Annotated in this window: 16 protein-coding genes; 4 read left to right on the top strand and 12 right to left on the bottom strand. The window is 65.5% G+C overall.

The window, feature by feature from the left end; all coding sequences use genetic code 11:
- Positions 1-16: 16 nt before the first annotated feature.
- The 5 genes from ACNJYD_RS20905 to ACNJYD_RS20885 all read right to left on the bottom strand — a co-directional run bounded on the left by ACNJYD_RS20905 (position 17) and on the right by ACNJYD_RS20885 (position 6,812).
- On the bottom strand, positions 17-1,816 hold the full coding sequence (locus ACNJYD_RS20905; protein ID WP_212258504.1) for an adenylate/guanylate cyclase domain-containing protein: 1,800 nt from the start codon (positions 1,814-1,816) through the stop codon (positions 17-19).
- Positions 1,817-1,824: 8 nt separating this feature from the next.
- The gene (locus ACNJYD_RS20900) at positions 1,825-2,796 is read right to left on the bottom strand and encodes an ABC transporter substrate-binding protein (RefSeq protein WP_212258512.1); all 972 of its coding nucleotides are present in this window, start codon (positions 2,794-2,796) and stop codon (positions 1,825-1,827) included.
- A 379-nt stretch (positions 2,797-3,175) separates the two neighbouring features.
- Complete coding sequence (locus tag ACNJYD_RS20895) at positions 3,176-5,434, bottom strand: CHASE3 domain-containing protein (RefSeq protein WP_212258513.1); 2,259 nt, start codon at positions 5,432-5,434, stop codon at positions 3,176-3,178.
- Complete coding sequence (locus ACNJYD_RS20890; protein WP_172788646.1) at positions 5,431-5,847, bottom strand: response regulator; 417 nt, start codon at positions 5,845-5,847, stop codon at positions 5,431-5,433. Before ACNJYD_RS20890 ends, ACNJYD_RS20895 begins: the two co-directional genes overlap by 4 nt.
- A gap of 230 nt (positions 5,848-6,077) precedes the next feature.
- A complete protein-coding gene (locus tag ACNJYD_RS20885; protein WP_172788647.1) occupies positions 6,078-6,812 on the bottom strand; it encodes a BA14K family protein in 735 nt (244 codons plus the stop codon).
- A gap of 242 nt (positions 6,813-7,054) precedes the next feature.
- Between ACNJYD_RS20885 and ACNJYD_RS20880 the strand changes: the two genes are divergently transcribed.
- A complete protein-coding gene (locus ACNJYD_RS20880; RefSeq protein WP_212258514.1) occupies positions 7,055-7,462 on the top strand; it encodes an NADH:ubiquinone oxidoreductase subunit NDUFA12 in 408 nt (135 codons plus the stop codon).
- 435 nt (positions 7,463-7,897) lie between these two features.
- Here ACNJYD_RS20880 and ACNJYD_RS20875 read toward each other — a convergent pair whose 3' ends face one another.
- Positions 7,898-8,584, bottom strand: a complete 687-nt coding sequence (locus ACNJYD_RS20875) for a DJ-1/PfpI family protein (protein WP_212258515.1) — start codon at positions 8,582-8,584, stop codon at positions 7,898-7,900.
- Positions 8,585-8,687: 103 nt separating this feature from the next.
- On the opposite strand from ACNJYD_RS20875, the gene ACNJYD_RS20870 reads away from it, so the two are divergent.
- Positions 8,688-9,626, top strand: a complete 939-nt coding sequence (locus ACNJYD_RS20870; RefSeq protein WP_172788650.1) for a GlxA family transcriptional regulator — start codon at positions 8,688-8,690, stop codon at positions 9,624-9,626.
- A gap of 69 nt (positions 9,627-9,695) precedes the next feature.
- Here ACNJYD_RS20870 and bla read toward each other — a convergent pair whose 3' ends face one another.
- Positions 9,696-10,580 carry a class A beta-lactamase gene (bla, locus tag ACNJYD_RS20865; RefSeq protein ID WP_439367498.1) on the bottom strand — a complete coding sequence of 295 codons (885 nt, stop codon included), beginning with the start codon at positions 10,578-10,580 and terminating at the stop codon, positions 9,696-9,698.
- A gap of 98 nt (positions 10,581-10,678) precedes the next feature.
- On the opposite strand from bla, the gene ACNJYD_RS20860 reads away from it, so the two are divergent.
- Positions 10,679-11,575: a LysR family transcriptional regulator gene (locus ACNJYD_RS20860; RefSeq protein WP_439363187.1), complete on the top strand. Its 897-nt coding sequence runs from the start codon at positions 10,679-10,681 to the stop codon at positions 11,573-11,575.
- Positions 11,576-11,630: 55 nt separating this feature from the next.
- Here ACNJYD_RS20860 and ACNJYD_RS20855 read toward each other — a convergent pair whose 3' ends face one another.
- Positions 11,631-12,638 (bottom strand): Na+-dependent transporter, encoded by a 1,008-nt coding sequence (locus tag ACNJYD_RS20855; RefSeq protein WP_439363186.1) that lies wholly within the window; start codon positions 12,636-12,638, stop codon positions 11,631-11,633.
- 182 nt (positions 12,639-12,820) lie between these two features.
- Here ACNJYD_RS20855 and ACNJYD_RS20850 point away from each other — a divergent pair, with 182 nt between their 5' ends.
- Positions 12,821-13,870 carry a DUF2155 domain-containing protein gene (locus tag ACNJYD_RS20850; RefSeq protein ID WP_439363185.1) on the top strand — a complete coding sequence of 350 codons (1,050 nt, stop codon included), beginning with the start codon at positions 12,821-12,823 and terminating at the stop codon, positions 13,868-13,870.
- An 11-nt stretch (positions 13,871-13,881) separates the two neighbouring features.
- Here ACNJYD_RS20850 and aat read toward each other — a convergent pair whose 3' ends face one another.
- Genes aat through ACNJYD_RS20830 form a run of 4 tightly spaced genes read right to left on the bottom strand, consistent with a single transcriptional unit; the run spans position 13,882 to position 17,694 of the window.
- Positions 13,882-14,562 carry a leucyl/phenylalanyl-tRNA--protein transferase gene (gene aat / locus ACNJYD_RS20845; RefSeq protein WP_439363184.1) on the bottom strand — a complete coding sequence of 227 codons (681 nt, stop codon included), beginning with the start codon at positions 14,560-14,562 and terminating at the stop codon, positions 13,882-13,884.
- Between the two features lie 56 nt (positions 14,563-14,618).
- On the bottom strand, positions 14,619-15,734 hold the full coding sequence (locus tag ACNJYD_RS20840; RefSeq protein WP_439363183.1) for a sensor histidine kinase: 1,116 nt from the start codon (positions 15,732-15,734) through the stop codon (positions 14,619-14,621).
- Positions 15,731-16,171 carry a response regulator gene (locus ACNJYD_RS20835; protein ID WP_172788656.1) on the bottom strand — a complete coding sequence of 147 codons (441 nt, stop codon included), beginning with the start codon at positions 16,169-16,171 and terminating at the stop codon, positions 15,731-15,733. Before ACNJYD_RS20835 ends, ACNJYD_RS20840 begins: the two co-directional genes overlap by 4 nt.
- A complete protein-coding gene (locus ACNJYD_RS20830; protein ID WP_172788657.1) occupies positions 16,168-17,694 on the bottom strand; it encodes a sensor histidine kinase in 1,527 nt (508 codons plus the stop codon). Before ACNJYD_RS20830 ends, ACNJYD_RS20835 begins: the two co-directional genes overlap by 4 nt.
- Positions 17,695-17,751 lie beyond the last annotated feature (57 nt).

Raw genomic sequence — 17,751 nt, 5'->3', positions numbered from 1 at the left:
TCCGGACGCCGGGGTATCAGTGGTCCTGAAGCTCTTTCTCTCGCCGGCGTTGTGCCGAGCCCGGCGGTTTCAACGGCAGGTCAGCAGGTGCGACAGCAAAGACTTCGAGAGCCTGGTCGTAGCCTTTGATGCTCCGCTGTCCGAGCGAGGCCAACGGAACGCTGTCCCTTACCCTTCCGGCGATCGTGGGATCGGCCAGGATCTGCGCGTCCTTCGCGAGATTGCAGAGCCGCGACGCCAGATTCACCACGGCTCCCATCGCCGTGTAGTCCAGCCGACCGTTATAGCCAACCGTTCCTACCGTTGCCGGACCCATGGCAACGCCCACACCAAAGCCGATCGCGTGGCCGGCGTCACACCATTTGCCGGCAAGGGACTGCACCGTCATTTGCAGGTCGATCGCGAGCCGGACCGCTTGCGTTGCCGGCTGTTCGCATGCGATCGGGGCATTGACCAGGAGCATGACTCCGTCGCCATCAAAGCCGATGAGCGTTGCCTCGTGACGAGTCGTCACGGCGCCGACGGCCTCGTAGTACTCTCGCATCACGGCCATGATGACATCGGGTTCATTTCGCGTGGAGAACGCCGTGAAGCCGCGCAAGTCGCCAAAAATGACAGCCACTTCGCGTCGCTGCCCTTCGAGCAGTTCATGAGAATGCTCGACCAATTCGGCGACCTGTGACGGCAGGAACTGCTTCAGCCGTTCGATCCGCGCAGATTTCTGCTGCGAGATCGCCAGTTCAGAAGCCATTTCGTTGAAGCGCAACGCCAGTTGCTGCAACTCGTCACCGCTGAAGATCTTGATGCGATGCTCGAATTGTCCGGTTCTGATCCGCTCCACGCCCTCCTCCAGTTGCTTGATCGGACCGGACATTCTGTGCGCGCGCCAATAGGCGAGCGCCAGCGCGATAAGAACACCAAACGCAATGAGAATTGACGAGCGCCACAACGCCGCGCGAATTGATGCAAAGGCTTCCGAGGTCGGCTGCATCGCGATCACCGTCCATCCCACATCGGCGGCCTGAACGGATAGCGCCACCACCGGGTTGCCTCGTTCCCCGGTTATCACCGCCGCTCCGCTCGTCGCGCCAACGAGATGCTTGATCGGGCCAAAACTGCCGGAGCTGGCGCGGCCGCGCAGAACCCGACTGATATCGGGATGTGCGATCAGATGACCGGAATCATCGACAACTATGGCGTAGCCGGTCTCGCCAATTCTAATGGCTGCGATGACATCCCAGATCAGCTTCAGATTGACCTCGGCGATCGCAACCCCCGCGGCCGGCAGGCTCCCGGCAACCGCGATCCTCATATAGGGCTCTGAATCTCGCCGGTACTGAACCGGTCCGTACCAGACTTCGTTGGCGCGTGCGCCCAGAACAGCGGGATCCGTCGACATATCAATGCCGCGCCCGGTCCTGTTCAGAAGCAGCCTGGAAACAAAGACCCGTTCGGTGCCGGTCTCATCAAGAAGCGAAACCGAGACGATTGCAGGGACCTGCTGCAGGAGGCGCAAGGCATCGATCTTATGTTGCGCATCGCCTCCGGCAGACCAGGGAAGCTGCACCACCCAACCCAGCTGATCTCGGATGCCATCGGTGAACGCCTCGATCCTGTCGGACGCAGCGCGAGCATCGGCCTGCAGCACCGCGCTGATCTGGCGGCGCTGGTCCCGGTACCCGAAAGAAGCCTCGACGGCCGCGCCGAGTATCAGAGGCACGACCGCAGCGACAAACAACGTCGCGAAGTACTTGCAGAACAGCGAGCGACGCGGAGGCATCGTGCACGAAGAGGACTGCGCAGCACCGTCCGTCATGACTACTCTCAGGAGATCACCTTGCTGGCGCGAAACAGGATCGACGACACATCCAGCTCGATACCCAGAAGCCTGGCTGTCTTCAGATTGACTGCAAGTTCAAACTTGTCGGGACGCATGACCGGAAGATCTGACGGATCTTCACCGCGCAGGATGCGATCGGCATAAGTGGCAAGCCGAAAATAGGTCGTGCGCTGGTTTGCGCCGTAACTCAAGAGGCCTCCAGCGTCACAATATTCAGACCAGCCAAACATCGAAGGCAGCCGGTGCGCGATTGCAAGCTCCGCAATCTTCGCACGATGCACCAGCGTCACAGCGTCGGGAAACACGAGGAGAGCATCCGCGTCCACCTTGCCGGCAGCCATCAACCCATTCTCGATTTCGCGAGCGCCGGAGAACGGAACGTAGGCTGCCTCAATGCCAAGATTTCGGCACGACTCCAAAGTCGCGCGCCATTCCAGTGGCTCTCCCGGGTGATCCGTGTTCGAGAACACCGCCAGTTTTCGCAGCTTTGGATAAATGTCCTTGAGCAGCTCAACGCGCTTTCCTGCCAGCTCGAGCGACAGGAATGTGCTGCCGGTGAAATTGGTGCCGGGGTGAGCAAGGCTCTTCACCACACCCAAAGCGACGGGGTCACCGCTCAATGCAAACAGCACGGGGACTTCGGTCACCGCAGTCATGACGCGCGTCGCCGGACCGCTCGAGACCACAAGGTCGACATCCCCTCGTTGCAACTCGGAGACGATCTTGCGCAGTGCCTGCGGGTTTTCAGGGGCATAATGCGTCTCGATTGTTACGGTCCTGCCCTCGACGTATCCCAGCGCGCGCATTCCCTCGCGAAAGCCGTCCAGGAAGGGATCCGGTCCGGACTGAGTCGAGACCCAGAAGATACGATGCAGCTTGGCTCCGCCCTGCGCCCGTGCGATCGCAGGCCAGGCCAGCCCCCCGCCAATCAACAAGATGAACTCTCGTCTTTTCATGCGAGCACCTGTCGAAGCTGCGCCGTCAATTCCGGCCGCAGACCAAGATCCTAGCTGTGCATCTGATGACTGCGCTCGGTACTGCGCTCCGCAAGCGGACTGTCGCGACACCGGCTCCTACATTTGTCGCCGAGAGCATGCTCAGAGACTGGTCTGGCGAGACGATTTGTCCTTGAGGTGCGCTTGATTTTTGCTTGAGACCGACCCGATGACGATCAAAACGGCCTTACGCGGTGCATAGCGCGGTGTCAGATTACCTCCGGGGCGGATCCGGGCGAGCCTACGGCGTCTCAAGAGGACAATTGGAACTCACATCCTGAGGCAGTGCCCTCGGCCTCATCTATGGTGTGACTGCAGCGCGCCTTCGGCAGTTCACGCACTAGCTCGCCGCCATCCCGCTGCCGTTCAGCGCCTTGCGTATCATCTCGGCGAGCTGGTTGCGGCGGTAGGGCTTGGTCAGCAGCAGCACGCCGTCATCCAGCTTGCCGTGATGGACGATGGCGTTGTCGGTGTAGCCGGAGGTGTAGAGCACCTTCACGCCCGGCCGACGCCTCGCCACCTCCTCGGCGAGCTCGCGGCCGCTCATGCCGCCGGGGATGACGACGTCGGTGAACAGCAGGTCGAAGCTCTGGCCGGCCTCGATCAAGTCGAGCGCAGCCTTGCCGTCGGACGCGGCCACCGTCTTGTAGCCGAGGCTCTGCAGCTGCGCGGTGACGAAGTTGCGCACCAGCGGATCGTCCTCGACCACGAAAATGGTCTCGGCGCCGCCTTCGGCCTGCGGCGTGACGCCAGCTGCGACGTCCGCGCCGCCTTCGCCCGGCGGCAGATAGAGCTTGATCGTGGTGCCGTGGCCTTCCTCGCTGTAGATCTTGATGTGGCCGCCCGACTGCTTGACGAAGCCGTAGACCATGGAGAGGCCGAGGCCGGATCCCTTGCCGACCTCCTTGGTGGTGAAGAAGGGCTCGAACGCCTTCTGCTGGATCTCCACGGACATGCCGGTGCCGGTGTCGCTGACCGCGAGCATGACATAGGGTCCGGGTGTCACGTCGGCATTGGCCTGCGCATAGGCCTCGTCGAGCGCGACGCGGTGGGTCTCCAGCAGCAGCTTGCCGCCGTTCGGCATGGCGTCGCGGGCGTTGATCGCCATGTTGAGCACGGCGTTGGTGAGCCTCGACGGATCGATATGCGTCGTCATCGGCCCCTGTTCCAGCACGGTCTCGATCTGGATCTGCTCGCCGAGGGTGGGGCGCAGAAGCTTTGCGATGTCGGAGATCGCGGCGTTGATGTCGACGTTGCGCGGCTCGAGCGGCTGCCGGCGCGCGAACGCCAGCAGATGCTGGATCAGCTCGGCGCAGCGCTCGGCGGCATCGTCGATCAGCCGCGCCGTGCGCTGCAGCTCGGGCTGGTCCTTCAGGCTCTCGACCAGCGTCTCGGTGTTGCCGGAGATGACGGTGAGCATGTTGTTGAAGTCGTGCGCGACGCCGCCGGTCAGCTTGCCGATCGCATCCAGCTTCTGCGACTGGTGCAGCTGCCGCTCGGTTTCGCGCGAGGTCGTCGCATCGTGATAGACCAGGACCGCCCCGGAGACGTTGCCTTGCCCGTCCCGCATCGGCCGGCCGCTGACCATGAGTTGGCGTGGCGGGTTGCCGCTGTGCGGGCGGACGATCATCTCCAGCTCTTCGAACTGCTCGCCGCGCAGCACGCGCGTCGACGGCAGCTCGTCGGCCAGAAGCGGCGTGACGCCGTCGCCGTGAAACACGTCCGACAGCGCGCGCAGATTGCCGACGTTCATGCCGGTACGATGCAGCAGCATGCGCTCGGCGGCCGGATTGGACAGCAGCACCATGCCCTCGGCGTCGATGACCAGCACCGCCTCCGCCATGCTGCGGAACGTGCTCTGGAGCACGTTGACCGACAGGCGCAGCTCGTCATGGGCGGCGACGAGGTGCTCGGTGCGCTCGGCCACCGCCGCCTCGAGAGCGGTCTTGGCGGCCTGGGTCTGCTCGAGCGAGCTCTGGAGCTCACCCGTCGTGCGGCGACTTTCGCGCATCACCAAAGCGACCAGGAGCAGGATCAGCACGGCGCCGGCGACGTCGATGCCGAGCAGCACGATTCCGGTGCGGCGCGAATCCTGGGAGCGGGCGGCGAGCAGGCGTTCTTCCTCCGCGCTCAGACGGTCGAGATTGCCCATGACCGTGTCCATCAGCCCTCGGCCCTCGGCCTTGCTGTTGAGCGCGGCAATGCCGGCCTGGTCGTTGGCGGCGCGCAGGCGCATCGCGGTGGCGGCGATCTCGATCCGGCGCAGCGCCAGCGGCTCGGTGCCCTCCAGCAGCGCGACCTGATCGGGACTGTCGTGCACGTCGCGCTTGAGCTCGGCGAGGGCCGGCGCGATCTTGGCGTGCACCGCCTGGAATTCGTCGCTGAAGCCCTGGCTGCGATAGAGCTCGTAGCCGCGCGCGGCGCTCTCGGCCCGGCGCAGCAGCACGCGCAGATCGGAGATCTTCCTTTGCACCTGGACGGTGTGGTTTAGCCGCGCCGCGTCGGACCGCGACTTGACGTCGAGGGCGATCGAAGCCGCGGTGATGATCAGGAGGATGGCGAGTCCAACACCGAGAATGACGCGTTGCGTTGGAATCAAGGGGCTTCTTTCTGGTCCTTCGGCGGCGCGCTCGCGCCGGCGAGGCATTCCCGGATCGTGGTCAGCAGCGCTTCGGGCGTGAACGGCTTGCGCAGGCAGCGCGTTGCGCCGAGTTCCAGCGCCATGCGGAGAAAATCGGGAGAGGGCGAGGCAGACGAGGCGAAGGCGTAGCCCGACATCGCGATCAGCGGCGTGGCCGGGGCGCGCTCGTGAAAGATGCGGATGGATTCGAAGCCGCGCATATGCGGCATGAAGATGTCGACCAGCATCACGTCGAAGGCGTGCGATTCCAGCGCAGCCAGTCCTGTTTCGCCGCCGTCGGTGAGCGTGACGTCGAAGCCCTGACGTTGGAGGAGGACCTCGATGGTCGCGCCGACCATCGGATCGTCATCAACCACGAGAATACGCGGCATGACACTTCCCAGTAGATCGAAGTCCCCACTGTGGTTTGTGATATCCGCGAATCGTGGGTCGGGTCAATTTGGGATTGGATCGCGAAGGATATGCACGGTTCGGTGCATAAAGGTCCATTTGCATCGATTTGTATTTATCCTTGCACGTGCGAGCCGGTGAGGAAGACGCCGATTGCGAAAAAGGCGCCGCATCGCTGCGACGCCTTCTGCCTCACGCTTAGGCGATCCGATTACGGGCAGGGATGCCGCAGGCCGTCGTAACCGAGATAAGTGCCCGAGGCCGGGTCGTACGATTTGTAGCGCTGCGCGCAATAGGCAGCGGAGTCGCCGCCGCTATCGGGCACCACCGCAACCGTCGGCTCGTCATAATAGCTGTCGTAGTAGTAGGGATCGTCATAGTAGCCGTACCCGCCGCCGTAATAGGCGTAGGAGCCGAGGCCACCGATCGCGGCGCCGGCCGCAAAGCCCGGCCAGAAACCGCCGCCGCGACGATGGTGATGGTGGCGCCAGCCGCCGCTCCAGGTGCCGCCGCTGCCGCTCCACGTGCCCGGCGAGGCGGTCGCGACGCTGCGCGTGCCGCTGAAGGTGGGCGAGATGCCGGGGCGGGCCGCCACGCCGCCTACAAAGCTGCCGCCGCTCGGACGGACCGCAGGGGCGGCCGCGAAACTGCCTCCGCTCGGACGCATCGCGGCGCCGCCTCCGAAACTGCCGCCGCTTGGGCGCATAGCGCCGCCGCCCGCCGCGAAATTGCCGCCGCCGCCATGGAAGGCCGCGCCGCCGCCACCCATGCGCGCGCCGCCACCGAAGCCGCCGCCGCCGATGTGAGCACCGCCGCCACCGCCGCCGACATGGGCGCCACCGCCCGCTCCGACCGCGGCGGCACGACTCTGTGCAAAGCTCGGGCTCGCCAAGGGAAGAACCAACGCCGCTGCTGCGGCAGCACTCAACAATTTCAGACTGTTCATGGTCAAACTCCTTTCCCGGAAAGCAAACCCTATGAATGCATTGGGGTTCCTGGGATCACGCCGGTTTGCGCGCGAATGGAGCCTCAGGCCCTGCTGCTGTACGGGGCATGAATGAATCGCGTCCGCTTTGCGGCAGGGGCGTGCGCGGTAGGCGGATTTGCGGGGGCGCCGGCGCGCCTGCCGAACTGGACATTTCGCCCCCCGGATGGCATCAGGACCCGACGAAGCAGGGCCCTTGCCGCATGAAACAATTCTTCCTCAAGTTCTTCACCTGGTGGAGTGGCCAGACGTTTGGCACCCAGCTCTGGACCAAGCGGTATGGCGAGCTGGTTGGGGAGGACGAGCAGGGCAACCGTTACTACCGCACGCGGGGCGGGGCGATCGATCCGACGCTCGGCTTCGAACGGCGCTGGGTGATCTATAACGGCTACGCCGAAGCGAGCCGGATTCCGCCGGAATGGCACGGCTGGATCCACCACGTCGTCGACAAGCCGCCGACCGAGATCGACTACCAGCCGCGCGAGTGGGAAAAGCCGCACCAGCCGAATCTCACCGGCACGGCCATGGCCTATCGTCCCTCCGGCTCGACGCTCGCCAGCGGCAGGCGCCCCAAGGCGACCGGCGACTATCAGCCCTGGACGCCCGGCTAGCCTTTTCGGCGCACCCACGAACCACCATCGTCCAAAGCGGATGCACCTGCATCCGCGCCGCGCCGCTGTGGACAACGGGAACAGCGGGGACGCTGCTTGCGCAGGCGTTGCCTCGAGGCGGGCGATGCGGCTCAATGATCCCATCTTACGGAGATGGGAGACCATCGCGTTCGGTTCGGGCAACAGTTCGCGACTGTCCCGAGATGCAGCGGCCGCCGAGGAAGGACTCGATCGGGAGATAGGCCCCCGGTCTGGAAGCTCCGACATCGCCCGATGTGAATGTGCAGCCACCGTGAGACAGGAAAGGCCGCTCGGGAAACCGAGCGGCCTTTTTCTGTTGGGGCCCATTCTGCTGCGTGCTGTGTGGCTCCCTGGGTCCCGGCTCTGCGCCGCATCGCTGCGCGCTGCAGCGCGTCCGGGACACGAGAGTGGAGTCTAGTTCACCCGCTCAGCCGCGCGCTGCACCGCTTCGAGACGCCGCGCCTGGTTCTGCGCGCCGCGCTCCCTCAGCAGCGCCAGCACCTCGGCGGGCGCGGTGTCGGGCGAGCCCGCATTGAACGGCGGGGCTGGATTGTATTCCATCTGGAGCTGGATCGCTTCGGCCGTGGTGCGATTGACCATGATCGAGACCAGCGTCAGCGCGAAATCGATCCCGGCGGTGACGCCGCCGCCGGTGATGCGGTTGCGATCGACGCAGACGCGTGTCTTCGTCGGCGTTGCGCCGAACTGTGCGAGCATCTCCATTGCGCTCCAATGGGTGGCGGCGCTGTAGCCCTTCAAGAGGCCGGCGGCGCCGAGGGCCAGCGATCCCGTGCACACCGAGGTGACGTACTTGGCGCCTGCCGCCTGCTTGCGCAGGAATTCCAGCACGTCCTCGTCGTTGAGAAGGTCGTTGGTGCCCTGGCCGCCGGGCACGCAGATAACATCGAGCTGGGGGCAATCCGCGAACGTCGTGGTCGGCGTCAGCGTCAGCACGGAATCGCTCGGCACCGGCTCGATCCGCTTCCAGATCAGGTGCAGTTTTGCGTCCGGGACCATGGCGAATACCTGCAAGGGGCCGGTGAAATCGAGCTGGGTGACGCGTGGAAACACCAGGATTCCGAACTGGAGCGGTGACGACATGGGAGCCTCCGACAATGCGCTTGACGGCGGCAGAATGGCATGGTGCCCTGCTGTCAGAAATGGCATAATTCCCTCGCTTTCGGACATACCTGCGGCCTGGCCCATGATCGGCATCCTGATCTTCCCGGACTTCCAGCTGCTCGATGCGGCAGGCCCGATCTCGGCATTCGAGATCGCAGCGCGCTGCATCGGCAAGGCGCCGGCCATCCGCGTGCTGGCGGCCAAGCCGGGGCTGGTGCGCAGCTCGTCGGGCGTCGAGATGATGGCGCGTGACTTCAAGACGGCGAACGCGATCACGACGCTGCTCGTGGCCGGCGGCAGCGGCGTCGCGGAGGCCGCGCGCTGCGAGATCACGCGGGCCTTCGTGCAGCGGCTGGCAAGGCGCGGCGTGCGGGTCGCGAGCGTCTGCTCGGGCGCCTTCGTGCTCGCCGAGGCGGGACTTCTCGACGGCCGCCGGGCCACCACGCATTGGGGGCGGACGCGCGAGTTCGTCGCATGCTTTCCCAAGGTCAAGTTCGAGCCGGACCAGATCTTCACCCGCGACGGCAATGTCTGGACCTCGGCCGGCATCTCCGCCGGCATCGACCTCGCGCTCGCGATGGTCACCGAGGACCATGGCGAGGAGATCGCGCAGGCGACCGCACGCCAGCTCGTGCTCTATCACCGCCGCAGCGGCGGGCAGTCGCAATTCTCGTCGCTGTTGGAGCTGAAGGCGCCGAACGGGCGCTTCGGCGCACTGTTATCCTGGGCACGCGAAAATCTCGACGCGCCGCTGACGGTGGAGGATCTCGCCGACCGCGCCGGCATGAGCGCCCGGCATTTTGCTCGCGCGTTTGCCGCCGAGACCGGCACGACGCCCTCCAAGGCGATCGAGCGGCTCAGGCTCGAAGTCGCGCGCGAGCGCGTGCAGTCCTCGCGGGAGGCGATCGAGCGCGTGGCGGAAACGACTGGCTTCCGCGATCCCGAGCGCATGCGGCGCGCCTTCATCCGCGCGTATGGCCAGCCGCCGCAGGCGCTGCGGCGGGCGGCGCGGGCGGGGTAGGGCGCCCGGCACAAGCCTCCACTTGAAGGGGCTCTGCCGGGCTTTCGGGGTGAACGTCAGCTTGCGCGGTCAGCCGAATTCCTTGCCGACCTCTCGTCCGACGGAGGCAATCACCTCGTTTTGCGCGCTCATGGCGACAGAGGCGCCCGTGAGATAGACTGCGACGATGAGCGCCGAGCGCTGAGGTGGCCATACGATCGCAACGTCGTTGTTGGTGCCGCGGCCGCCCGCTCCAGTCTTGTCGCCCACGCGCCAGCCCTGCGGCAGACCGGCGCGCAATCGGCTGTCGCCTGTCTTGTTTGCGATCATCCATTTGGACAGCTGCTCCCGACCTGCCGGCGGAAGCATGTTGCCCAGCACCAGACGCCTGTAATTCTCAGCCATCGCGTTCGGGCTTGTCGTGTCGCGAGGATCGCCTGGCGCAGCTTCGTTCAATTCGGTCTCGATGCGGTCCAATCGGGTCACGTCGTCACCGAGGCTGCGCGCAAAGGCGGTCAAGCCGGCGGGGCCTCCTATTTCCCTGAGAAGCAGGTTGCCGGCCGCGTTGTCGCTCCTCGTAACGGCGGCCTCGCAGAGTTCCCGCAGCGACATGCCGTCCGGTCCCACATGCTCACGGGTGACCGGCGAATATTCGACAATGTCGGATTGATCGAAGCGAACGCGTCGATCGAGGCCGTCCAGCTTCTCTCCTACCTGTTTCAATATTGCTGCGGACGCGAGCACCTTGAAGGTGCTGCACATCGGAAATCGTTCGTCTCCCCTATGTTGAATCGACGCTCCGGTTTGCGTGTCGAGCACGGTGACGCCGAGCCGACCGCCGCTTTTGCTTTCAAGTTGCCTGATGGCCTCCAACAGCCGTGTTGTTTCAAGTGTCGAAGCACCCGAGACTTTCGAGAGGAAGAGCTGTGCTGAAAGGACAAGTGTGGATGATCCGAACTGACGTCGCGTTAGCATCGTGAACTCCGATTGAACGTGCGCTTTTTTGCTGCGTGCTGCCGCGATTGACAAACGATGCTTCGTAAGGCCATCCATAAGTAAAACTTGGATCAGACGTGGCCCGCCGACCTCCCAACGTTTCCAGTCTTCCGCTGAACGCGCTCCGCGCGTTCGAGGCGGCAGCGCGTCACCTCAGCTTCACCAAGGCCGGCCTGGAACTCCGGGTGTCGCAGGCCGCCGTGAGCCAGCAGGTGCGAACTCTGGAGCGAAGCCTGCGTGCGGATTTGTTCAGGCGGCTCACGCGCGGGCTTGCCCTGACAGAGGAAGGCGAGGCGCTGTTGCCTGCGATTTCGGATGCTTTCGGTCGGATCAACCAGGTGCTGGACCGTTTCGAAAACGGCCGCATGCGGGAGACGCTGATGATCGGCGTCGTCGGAACGTTCGCGGCAGGCTGGCTCGTTCCTCGCCTCAAGAGTTTCACCTCGATCCACCCGCAGGTCGATATCAAGGTTTTTGCCAACAACAATCGTGTCGACCTCGGCGCCGAGGGCTTGGACTACGCCATTCGATTTGGCGACGGCGCCTGGCACGGTACCAACGCAGAGCGTTTGGTCGATGCTTTCTTCACCCCGATGTCCACGCCAACGATAGCGAAGCGCCTCAAAGACCCGATAGATCTCCATCAACAGGTGCTGCTGCGTTCCTACCGATCCGGCGAGTGGACACAGTGGTTCGAGGCGGCGAAATGCCGGCAGCCTCGCATGACGGGCCCGACGTTTGATTCATCGGTCTCCTTGGCGCACGCTGCAGCTCAAGGAGGCGGGGTCGCACTTTTGCCGGTCGTCTTGTTCTCGGAGGATGTAGCCCGGAAACGCCTGGCCTGTCCTTACGACACCCGCGTCCATCTTGGATCGTACTGGCTCACGTCCCTGAAATCAAAGCGGCACACGCACGCGATGCAGGCATTCCGGCAGTGGATATTGGCTGAATGCAAGAAGATGAAAGTTGAATGAGCATGGCGCATCGAGATGGCCTTGCTCAAAGGCATCGCGGCGCGGCGAGCGCTGGCTAGGTGATGTGGCCCGTGGCTGCCCCGCCTGACGTATCGGCGCGCACTCTCAGCCGCCGCGCGATCGGCATCAGCATGTACGGCGCGAGGTGAATCGGAAACTGCGTCAGCGCGAAATAGAGCCAGGTGGTGGGCGGCAATGCGCCGGCGGTGGCCGCCAGCATCAGGCCCAGATTGCGCTGTGACACCATCAGGCCGATCGCAAAGGCGCGCTCGCTGCCGGCGCGGCGAAAGATGAATGTCGTGACGGCGAGCAGGGTGAAATAGACCGCGAAGGCAAGCAGTGCGACGCCGGTCGCAAACAGCGGATCGGCGAGGAAATCGTGCACCACGTCGCCCATGACGGCGGATGCGAACACCAGCAGGATGAGGATGTTGAAGCCGTCGATCGGCCGCCTGTGGCGCTGGATCGCGTCGGTGCCGAACAGGCGACGGATGACGGTCGCGGCCAGCAGCGATGCGGCGAGGATGCCGAGCAGCTTCAGGCCGAGCGCGAGCGGCGAGATGCTGAGCATGCCGCCGAGAAAGAGGCTCGCGAACAGCGAGGCGGTCAAGGGCACGAGCGCGGTCGCGGTGACCAGCGTGACCAGCGGCAGCGTGGCGTCGAGGCCGATCAGCGCGGCGAGCGCGGGTGCTGCCATCATCGGCGAAGCCATGCCCTGGAGCATCAGCGCAAGGAAGAGACCGGGTGAGCTTCTGTCGAGCCCGCTTCCATGGGCGATGAGGCCGACGATCAGCGGCACACCGATCGTGGTCCAGGCCGTGGCGGCCCCGACCAGCGCCGGCCGGCGCAGATGTCCGTACAGCGCGACGAGATCGACGCGCATGAAGGAGATGCAGAGCAGAAGGAAGATCGCTTCGGTGACATAGGGGCGCAGCAGCGCGCCGAGCGGCGGCACCGCGACCGCGATGAAGGCGATCGCCGCCACCGCGCGCGTGCCCTGGCCGCCGAGCCAGCTCAGGGCACGCAGGGGAAGGGCGAGGGCGGCTTCGAGGAGGGAGGGCATCTCTGTCGGGATTGTCCGGTTCGGGGGCATTCCCGCTTTCGGCCCCGGGGAGGGGCTCACGACTATCCCATCCGGGAGCTGGCCTTGCCAGACCGCGCCGGGAAGGGCTGGGTTGCCGCCCTTCCCCCGCCGTATTCGGCGTGTTAACCGGAGAGCCTGCGAGCGGCGGTATCCCCTGTAGAATGTCCAACGAGCCCGATTCGCTGTTGAAGCCGCGCGAAATGTTCAAAATCTTTTCCCTGACCGGTCTTGCGGCGCTTTTGGCCGCCACCGCACTGACGGCTGCGACGCCGGCAAGTGCGCAGATCGGCACGATCTTCTCCGATCCGCCGCCGCTGCGGCCGCCCGGCAGCATTCCGCGCGGCCAGCCCCAGCCGCAGCCGATGCCCGAGGACGACGAAGAGGTGCCGGAGCTGCCGCCGCAGGGCCGGGTGCTGCCGTCGCGCCCGATGCCGCCGCCGGGCCGGCAGGGCAACGTGATGCCGGGGCCGGTCGAGACTCAGCCTCTGGCGCCGCCGCCGGGCTCGACCCTCGCGCCGCCAAACCAGCCGCCCTCCGCCGCGATCGCTCCGCCGGGGCCGCAAGGCGCGCCGGGTGCGCCCGGTCAGCGCCAGCCCCAGCAGAAGGGCGGGCCGGGCGGCGCCGTGCCACAGACCCCGGCCAGCCTGCAGCCGGGCGACGAGGTCGTGACCGAGCCGCCGGCCCAGAAGATCGTGAACAAGAAGGCGACCTTCTCCGGCCTCGACAAGATCACCGGGCGCATCATCAATTTCGACGAGGAGATCGGCGAGACCGTCCAGTTCGGTGCGCTCCGCGTCAAAACCAACGCCTGCTACACGCGTCCGGCGACTGAAGCGGCCAACACCGACGCCTTCGTCGAGGTCGACGAGATCACCTTGCAGGGCGAGGTGAAGCGGATCTTCTCGGGCTGGATGTACGCGGCAAGCCCTGGCCTGCACGGCGTCGAGCATCCGATCTACGATATCTGGCTGACCGACTGCAAAGAGCCGCAGCAGACCGTCGCCACGGCGGCACCGGATCCGGCCGCGGCAAAGCCGCCGCCACCGCCGCCTGCACAGAAAAAGGCCGCCCCCAAGCAGGTGCAGCAGCGCCCGCCGCAGCCGCTGCCGCCGATCCAGCAGCAGCAGCAGCAGCAACAGCCGGCACCGCCACCGCCGCCCCCACCGGAGCAGCGCCCAGGCCTGTTCGGCATTCCCGGATTCGGCCGCTAACGAGCTGTTCGTTATTGCCGCGAAGCGATGATCTCCAGGGCGCGTGCGCCCGGGATCGCTTCGCCGGCGGAGAGCTTCAGGAAATCGCCGGCATCGCCCGCCAGCGCCTTGTCAAGCAGCGCGGTGTAGCGTCGCCGCGAGATCTCGACTGCGCCGAAGCTCTTCAGGTGCTCGGTGACATATTGGGTGTCGAGCAGCTCGAAGCCGCCGTGAATGAGCCGCGCGACCAGATGCACCAGCGCGACCTTCGAGGCATCGCGCACATTGTGGAACATGCTCTCGCCGAAGAAGGCCCGCCCCAGGCTGACGCCGTAGAGACCGCCGACGAGATCGTCGCCCTGCCAGGCTTCGACGCTGTGGCAATGGCCGAGCTCGAAGAGCCCGCCATAGAGGTCGCGGATGCGCTTGTTGATCCAGGTGTCCTCGCGTCCCACTTGCGGCGCAGCGCAGCCGGCGATCGTCGCCTTGAACGCGGTGTTGACGGTGACGCGAAACTGATCCGAGCGCACCGTGCGCGCGAGGCGCGAGGCGACGCGGAAGCCGTCGAGCGGGATGACGCCGCGCAGCTCCGGCTCGACCCAGAACAAGGTCGGATCGTCGGCGCTTTCCGCCATCGGAAAGATGCCGCAGGCATAGGCGCGCAGCAACACGGCCGGCGTGATTTCAGACGGGGCGGAGTCGCGCGAAGTCATGGCTTGCCATCATAGCAGGATCGCAACGCAGTTGCGATGGGTGGCGGCCGGACCGCTCAGCTCGCCGCAGCGGTGCTGGTCTTGGCGACGCTTGCGGGCAGACGGCCGAACTTCAGCACGACCCGGGTTCCGGAATGCGTGGGATCACGCTCCACCGTGGCGTCGAGCTTGGTGGCCATGGCTGCGACGATGCGCTGGCCCATGCCGGTGGAGCGCGGATCGGCCTTGACGTTGTCGCCGACGCCGTCGTCGGTGATCGAGAGCAGGAGATCGTCGCCTTGCGAGATCAGCTCGACATGGATCGGGCCGGCGCCGTCCGGATAGGCGTATTTCACCGCGTTCATCACCAGCTCGTTGACGATGATGCCGACGGCGACCGCACGGTCCGGATCGATCTCGATCGGCTCGGCCTTCAGCGTCAGGCGCGACATCCGGTTGCCTTCGGCGGACCGCCTGAGATCCTCGAGCAGCGAGTCCAGATACTGATTGAGGACCACGCTCTTGAGGTCCTGCGAGGTGTAGAGGCGGCGGTGCACCTGCGCCACCGCGGCGACGCGGCCCATCGCATTGGTCAGCGCCGCCTTGACCTCGTCCTGCGCTGCGGAGCTCGCCTGCAGGTGCAGCAGCGAGGCGATGATCTGGAGCGAGTTGCCGACGCGGTGGTTGACCTCGCGCAGCAGGAGCTCGCGTTCGGCGGCGAGCGCCGCGTAGCGGTCGCGCGAAGCGTGGATCTCGGCCTCGGCTTCCTCGCGCGCCCGCTGCAGCTCGGCCTGGCGCAGCGCGCCCTCGGCGGCGACGTGGAGGAGCGGGATGAAGTCGCCCTGGACGTCCTTGACCAGATAGTCGGCCGCTCCCGCCTTGAGCGCGGTCACCGCGATGCTGGAATCCTGCGAGGCGGTGACGAACACGACCGGCGGCGCGTCCGGGATCGCCATGATCTGCTCGAGCGTCTCGAGCCCGTCGAGGCCCGGCATGTACTGATCGAGCGCGACGACGTCGATGCCGCCTTCGGCGCTGTTCAGGGCGGCGGCGCGGCGGATGCGCTCGAGGCCTTCCTCGCCGCTTGCGGCATGGACGACCCGGAAGCCGCGCCGCGTCAGGCCGCGATCGACCAGGCGCGCCAGCGCCTCGTCGTCGTCGATGTAGAGCAGTGTCGGCGTGCGCTGGTTCATGTGGCGGCGGGCGGGACCTGGATGACCGAGAAGAACAGCCCGAGCTGCCGGATGGCGTTGGCGAAATTCTCGTAGTTGACGGGCTTGGTGATGTAGACGTTGCAGCCGAGCTCGTAGCAGCGCTTGATCTCCTGGGAATCGTCGGTGGTGGTCAGCACCACCACGGGCGAGGCCTTAAGATACTTGTTCTCCTTGATCTGCCTCAGGATGTCGATCCCGGTCATGTCGGGCAGGTTGAGGTCGAGCAGGATCAGGAGCGCGTTGCCCTTCTGCACGAGCCCGGAGCCGTCGGCGCCGAACAGGTGCCGCATGGCCTCGGTGCCGGTGGCGAAGGAGACGATCTCGTTGTTGACGCCCGAGCGGCGGATGTTGCGCTCGATCAGGCGGGCATGGCCCTCGTCGTCCTCGATCATGATGATGGTGACAGGCTGGGTCATCGATCTCGGTTCCGGTTGCTCACGTTCCAGGCGATCGGCAGCGTGATCGTGAAGGTGCTGCCCGCATTAAGTTCCGATGATACCGACATGGTGCCGCCGAGGCGACGCACAAGTGCACGCACATGCGCAAGGCCGATACCCTGGCCAGGCTTATCCTGGGTTCCCGCGCGGCGGAACAGGTCGAATATCCGCTGGTGGTCCTTCGGATCGATGCCGCGGCCGTTGTCGCTGACCTCGAAGATAGCGTAGCCGAGCTTGGTCCGCCCGCGGATTCTGATCTCGCCGGGCACGCCGGGCTTGAGATATTTGATCGCGTTGTCGATCAGGTTGGAGAAGATCTGCTCGAGGGCGAGGCGGTCGCTCACGAGGTCCGGCAGGGGCTCGAGATGGATCTCGGCCTGCGCCTCGGCCGCCTGGTGCGCCAGCGTCGTCGCGATGGCCTCGATCAGCTCGCGCGTGTCAACCTTCACCGGCTGGAATTCACGCCGGCCCTCGCGGGTGAGGTTGAGGATGGCCGAGATCAGCCGGTCCATCTTGGCGATCGACGATTTGATGAAGCCGAGCGCTTCGGAGAAATCCTCCGAGAGCTGCTTGTCGGCGCCTTCGAGCGCGATCTCGCCCGGCGCGGCAGGCGCGAGCGGCGCTGCCCCCGCGGGGACATGCGCGAGGCTGCCGATGCGGCGGAAGATGTCGCCGCCGAGCTCTTCGAGCTCGCTCGTGAAGCCCATGATGTTGACGAGCGGCGAGCGCAGATCGTGGCTGACGATATAGGCAAAGCGCTGGATTTCGTCGTTGGCTTCGCGCAGATCCGCCGTGCGTTCGTCGACGACGGCTTCCAGATTGAGGTTGGCATCGCGCAGGCGCGCCTCGGCCTCGTCGCGCACGCGTGCCGAGCGCCGCACCAGCCAGATCGAGATCAGCGCCAGCACCACCACGAGGCCGGAGCCGATACCAGTCATCGAGGCGGCCAGGGTCTGGCTGTGGTCGGAGTTGGTCGTGCGGAGGCGGAACAGGCGCTCCTCCTCCTGGATCATCGCGTTCGCGACGCTGGTGATCCTGGTTGTGGTGTCCTGCGCCGCGGCCTCGCGAACCAACGCGGTGGCCCTGTCCGGCTGGCCCTGCTGCATAAAGATCATTTCCTGCGCAAACTGACCGAGACGGATTTCGATCGCCGCGCTCAGCTTCTCGACATTCGCGCGTTGCTGCGGATTGTCGGCGCTGAAGCGCGTGAGCTTGTCGAGGGCCGGAATGATCGCCGAAACGGCCTTTTCATGGTCGACCCTGAAGTTGTCCCCCTGGGTCAGCAGAAAGCCTCGGGCGCCGCTCTCGGCGCGCCGGATCTCCAGCAGCAGGGCATTGATCTGGTTCTCCACCTCGATGGTGTGAAGCACCCATTTGCTGTCCTCGCGCGCCTTGTTGACGAGGTAGACGGAGCCGGCGCTGATCACGGTCAGCACCAAAATGCCCGCCGCGAACAGCAGGACCTGCCAGAATGCCCGCCGTCGCTGGCCTTCAGCCGTCACGACGGTTCACCTGTCTGCGTGCGATGGAGTTCAAAACGCCCCCTTGGAATTGGCCCC

Source organism: Bradyrhizobium sp. SPXBL-02 (assembly GCF_051853065.1).
Classification (GTDB): domain Bacteria; phylum Pseudomonadota; class Alphaproteobacteria; order Rhizobiales; family Xanthobacteraceae; genus Bradyrhizobium.
Note: the sequence above shows the minus strand (reverse complement) of the source record. Positions and strands in the feature narration are given on the sequence as shown.

Coding starts and splice junctions, on each gene's coding strand:
- ACNJYD_RS20905 (WP_212258504.1), bottom strand. CDS start 1,816: ATGACGGACGGTGCTGCGCAGTCCTCTTCGTGCACGATGCCTCCGCGT.
- ACNJYD_RS20900 (WP_212258512.1), bottom strand. CDS start 2,796: ATGAAAAGACGAGAGTTCATCTTGTTGATTGGCGGGGGGCTGGCCTGG.
- ACNJYD_RS20890 (WP_172788646.1), bottom strand. CDS start 5,847: ATGCCGCGTATTCTCGTGGTTGATGACGATCCGATGGTCGGCGCGACC.
- ACNJYD_RS20885 (WP_172788647.1), bottom strand. CDS start 6,812: ATGAACAGTCTGAAATTGTTGAGTGCTGCCGCAGCAGCGGCGTTGGTT.
- ACNJYD_RS20880 (WP_212258514.1), top strand. CDS start 7,055: ATGAAACAATTCTTCCTCAAGTTCTTCACCTGGTGGAGTGGCCAGACG.
- ACNJYD_RS20875 (WP_212258515.1), bottom strand. CDS start 8,584: ATGTCGTCACCGCTCCAGTTCGGAATCCTGGTGTTTCCACGCGTCACC.
- ACNJYD_RS20870 (WP_172788650.1), top strand. CDS start 8,688: ATGATCGGCATCCTGATCTTCCCGGACTTCCAGCTGCTCGATGCGGCA.
- bla (WP_439367498.1), bottom strand. CDS start 10,580: ATGCTAACGCGACGTCAGTTCGGATCATCCACACTTGTCCTTTCAGCA.
- ACNJYD_RS20855 (WP_439363186.1), bottom strand. CDS start 12,638: ATGCCCTCCCTCCTCGAAGCCGCCCTCGCCCTTCCCCTGCGTGCCCTG.
- ACNJYD_RS20850 (WP_439363185.1), top strand. CDS start 12,821: ATGTCCAACGAGCCCGATTCGCTGTTGAAGCCGCGCGAAATGTTCAAA.
- aat (WP_439363184.1), bottom strand. CDS start 14,562: ATGACTTCGCGCGACTCCGCCCCGTCTGAAATCACGCCGGCCGTGTTG.
- ACNJYD_RS20840 (WP_439363183.1), bottom strand. CDS start 15,734: ATGAACCAGCGCACGCCGACACTGCTCTACATCGACGACGACGAGGCG.
- ACNJYD_RS20835 (WP_172788656.1), bottom strand. CDS start 16,171: ATGACCCAGCCTGTCACCATCATCATGATCGAGGACGACGAGGGCCAT.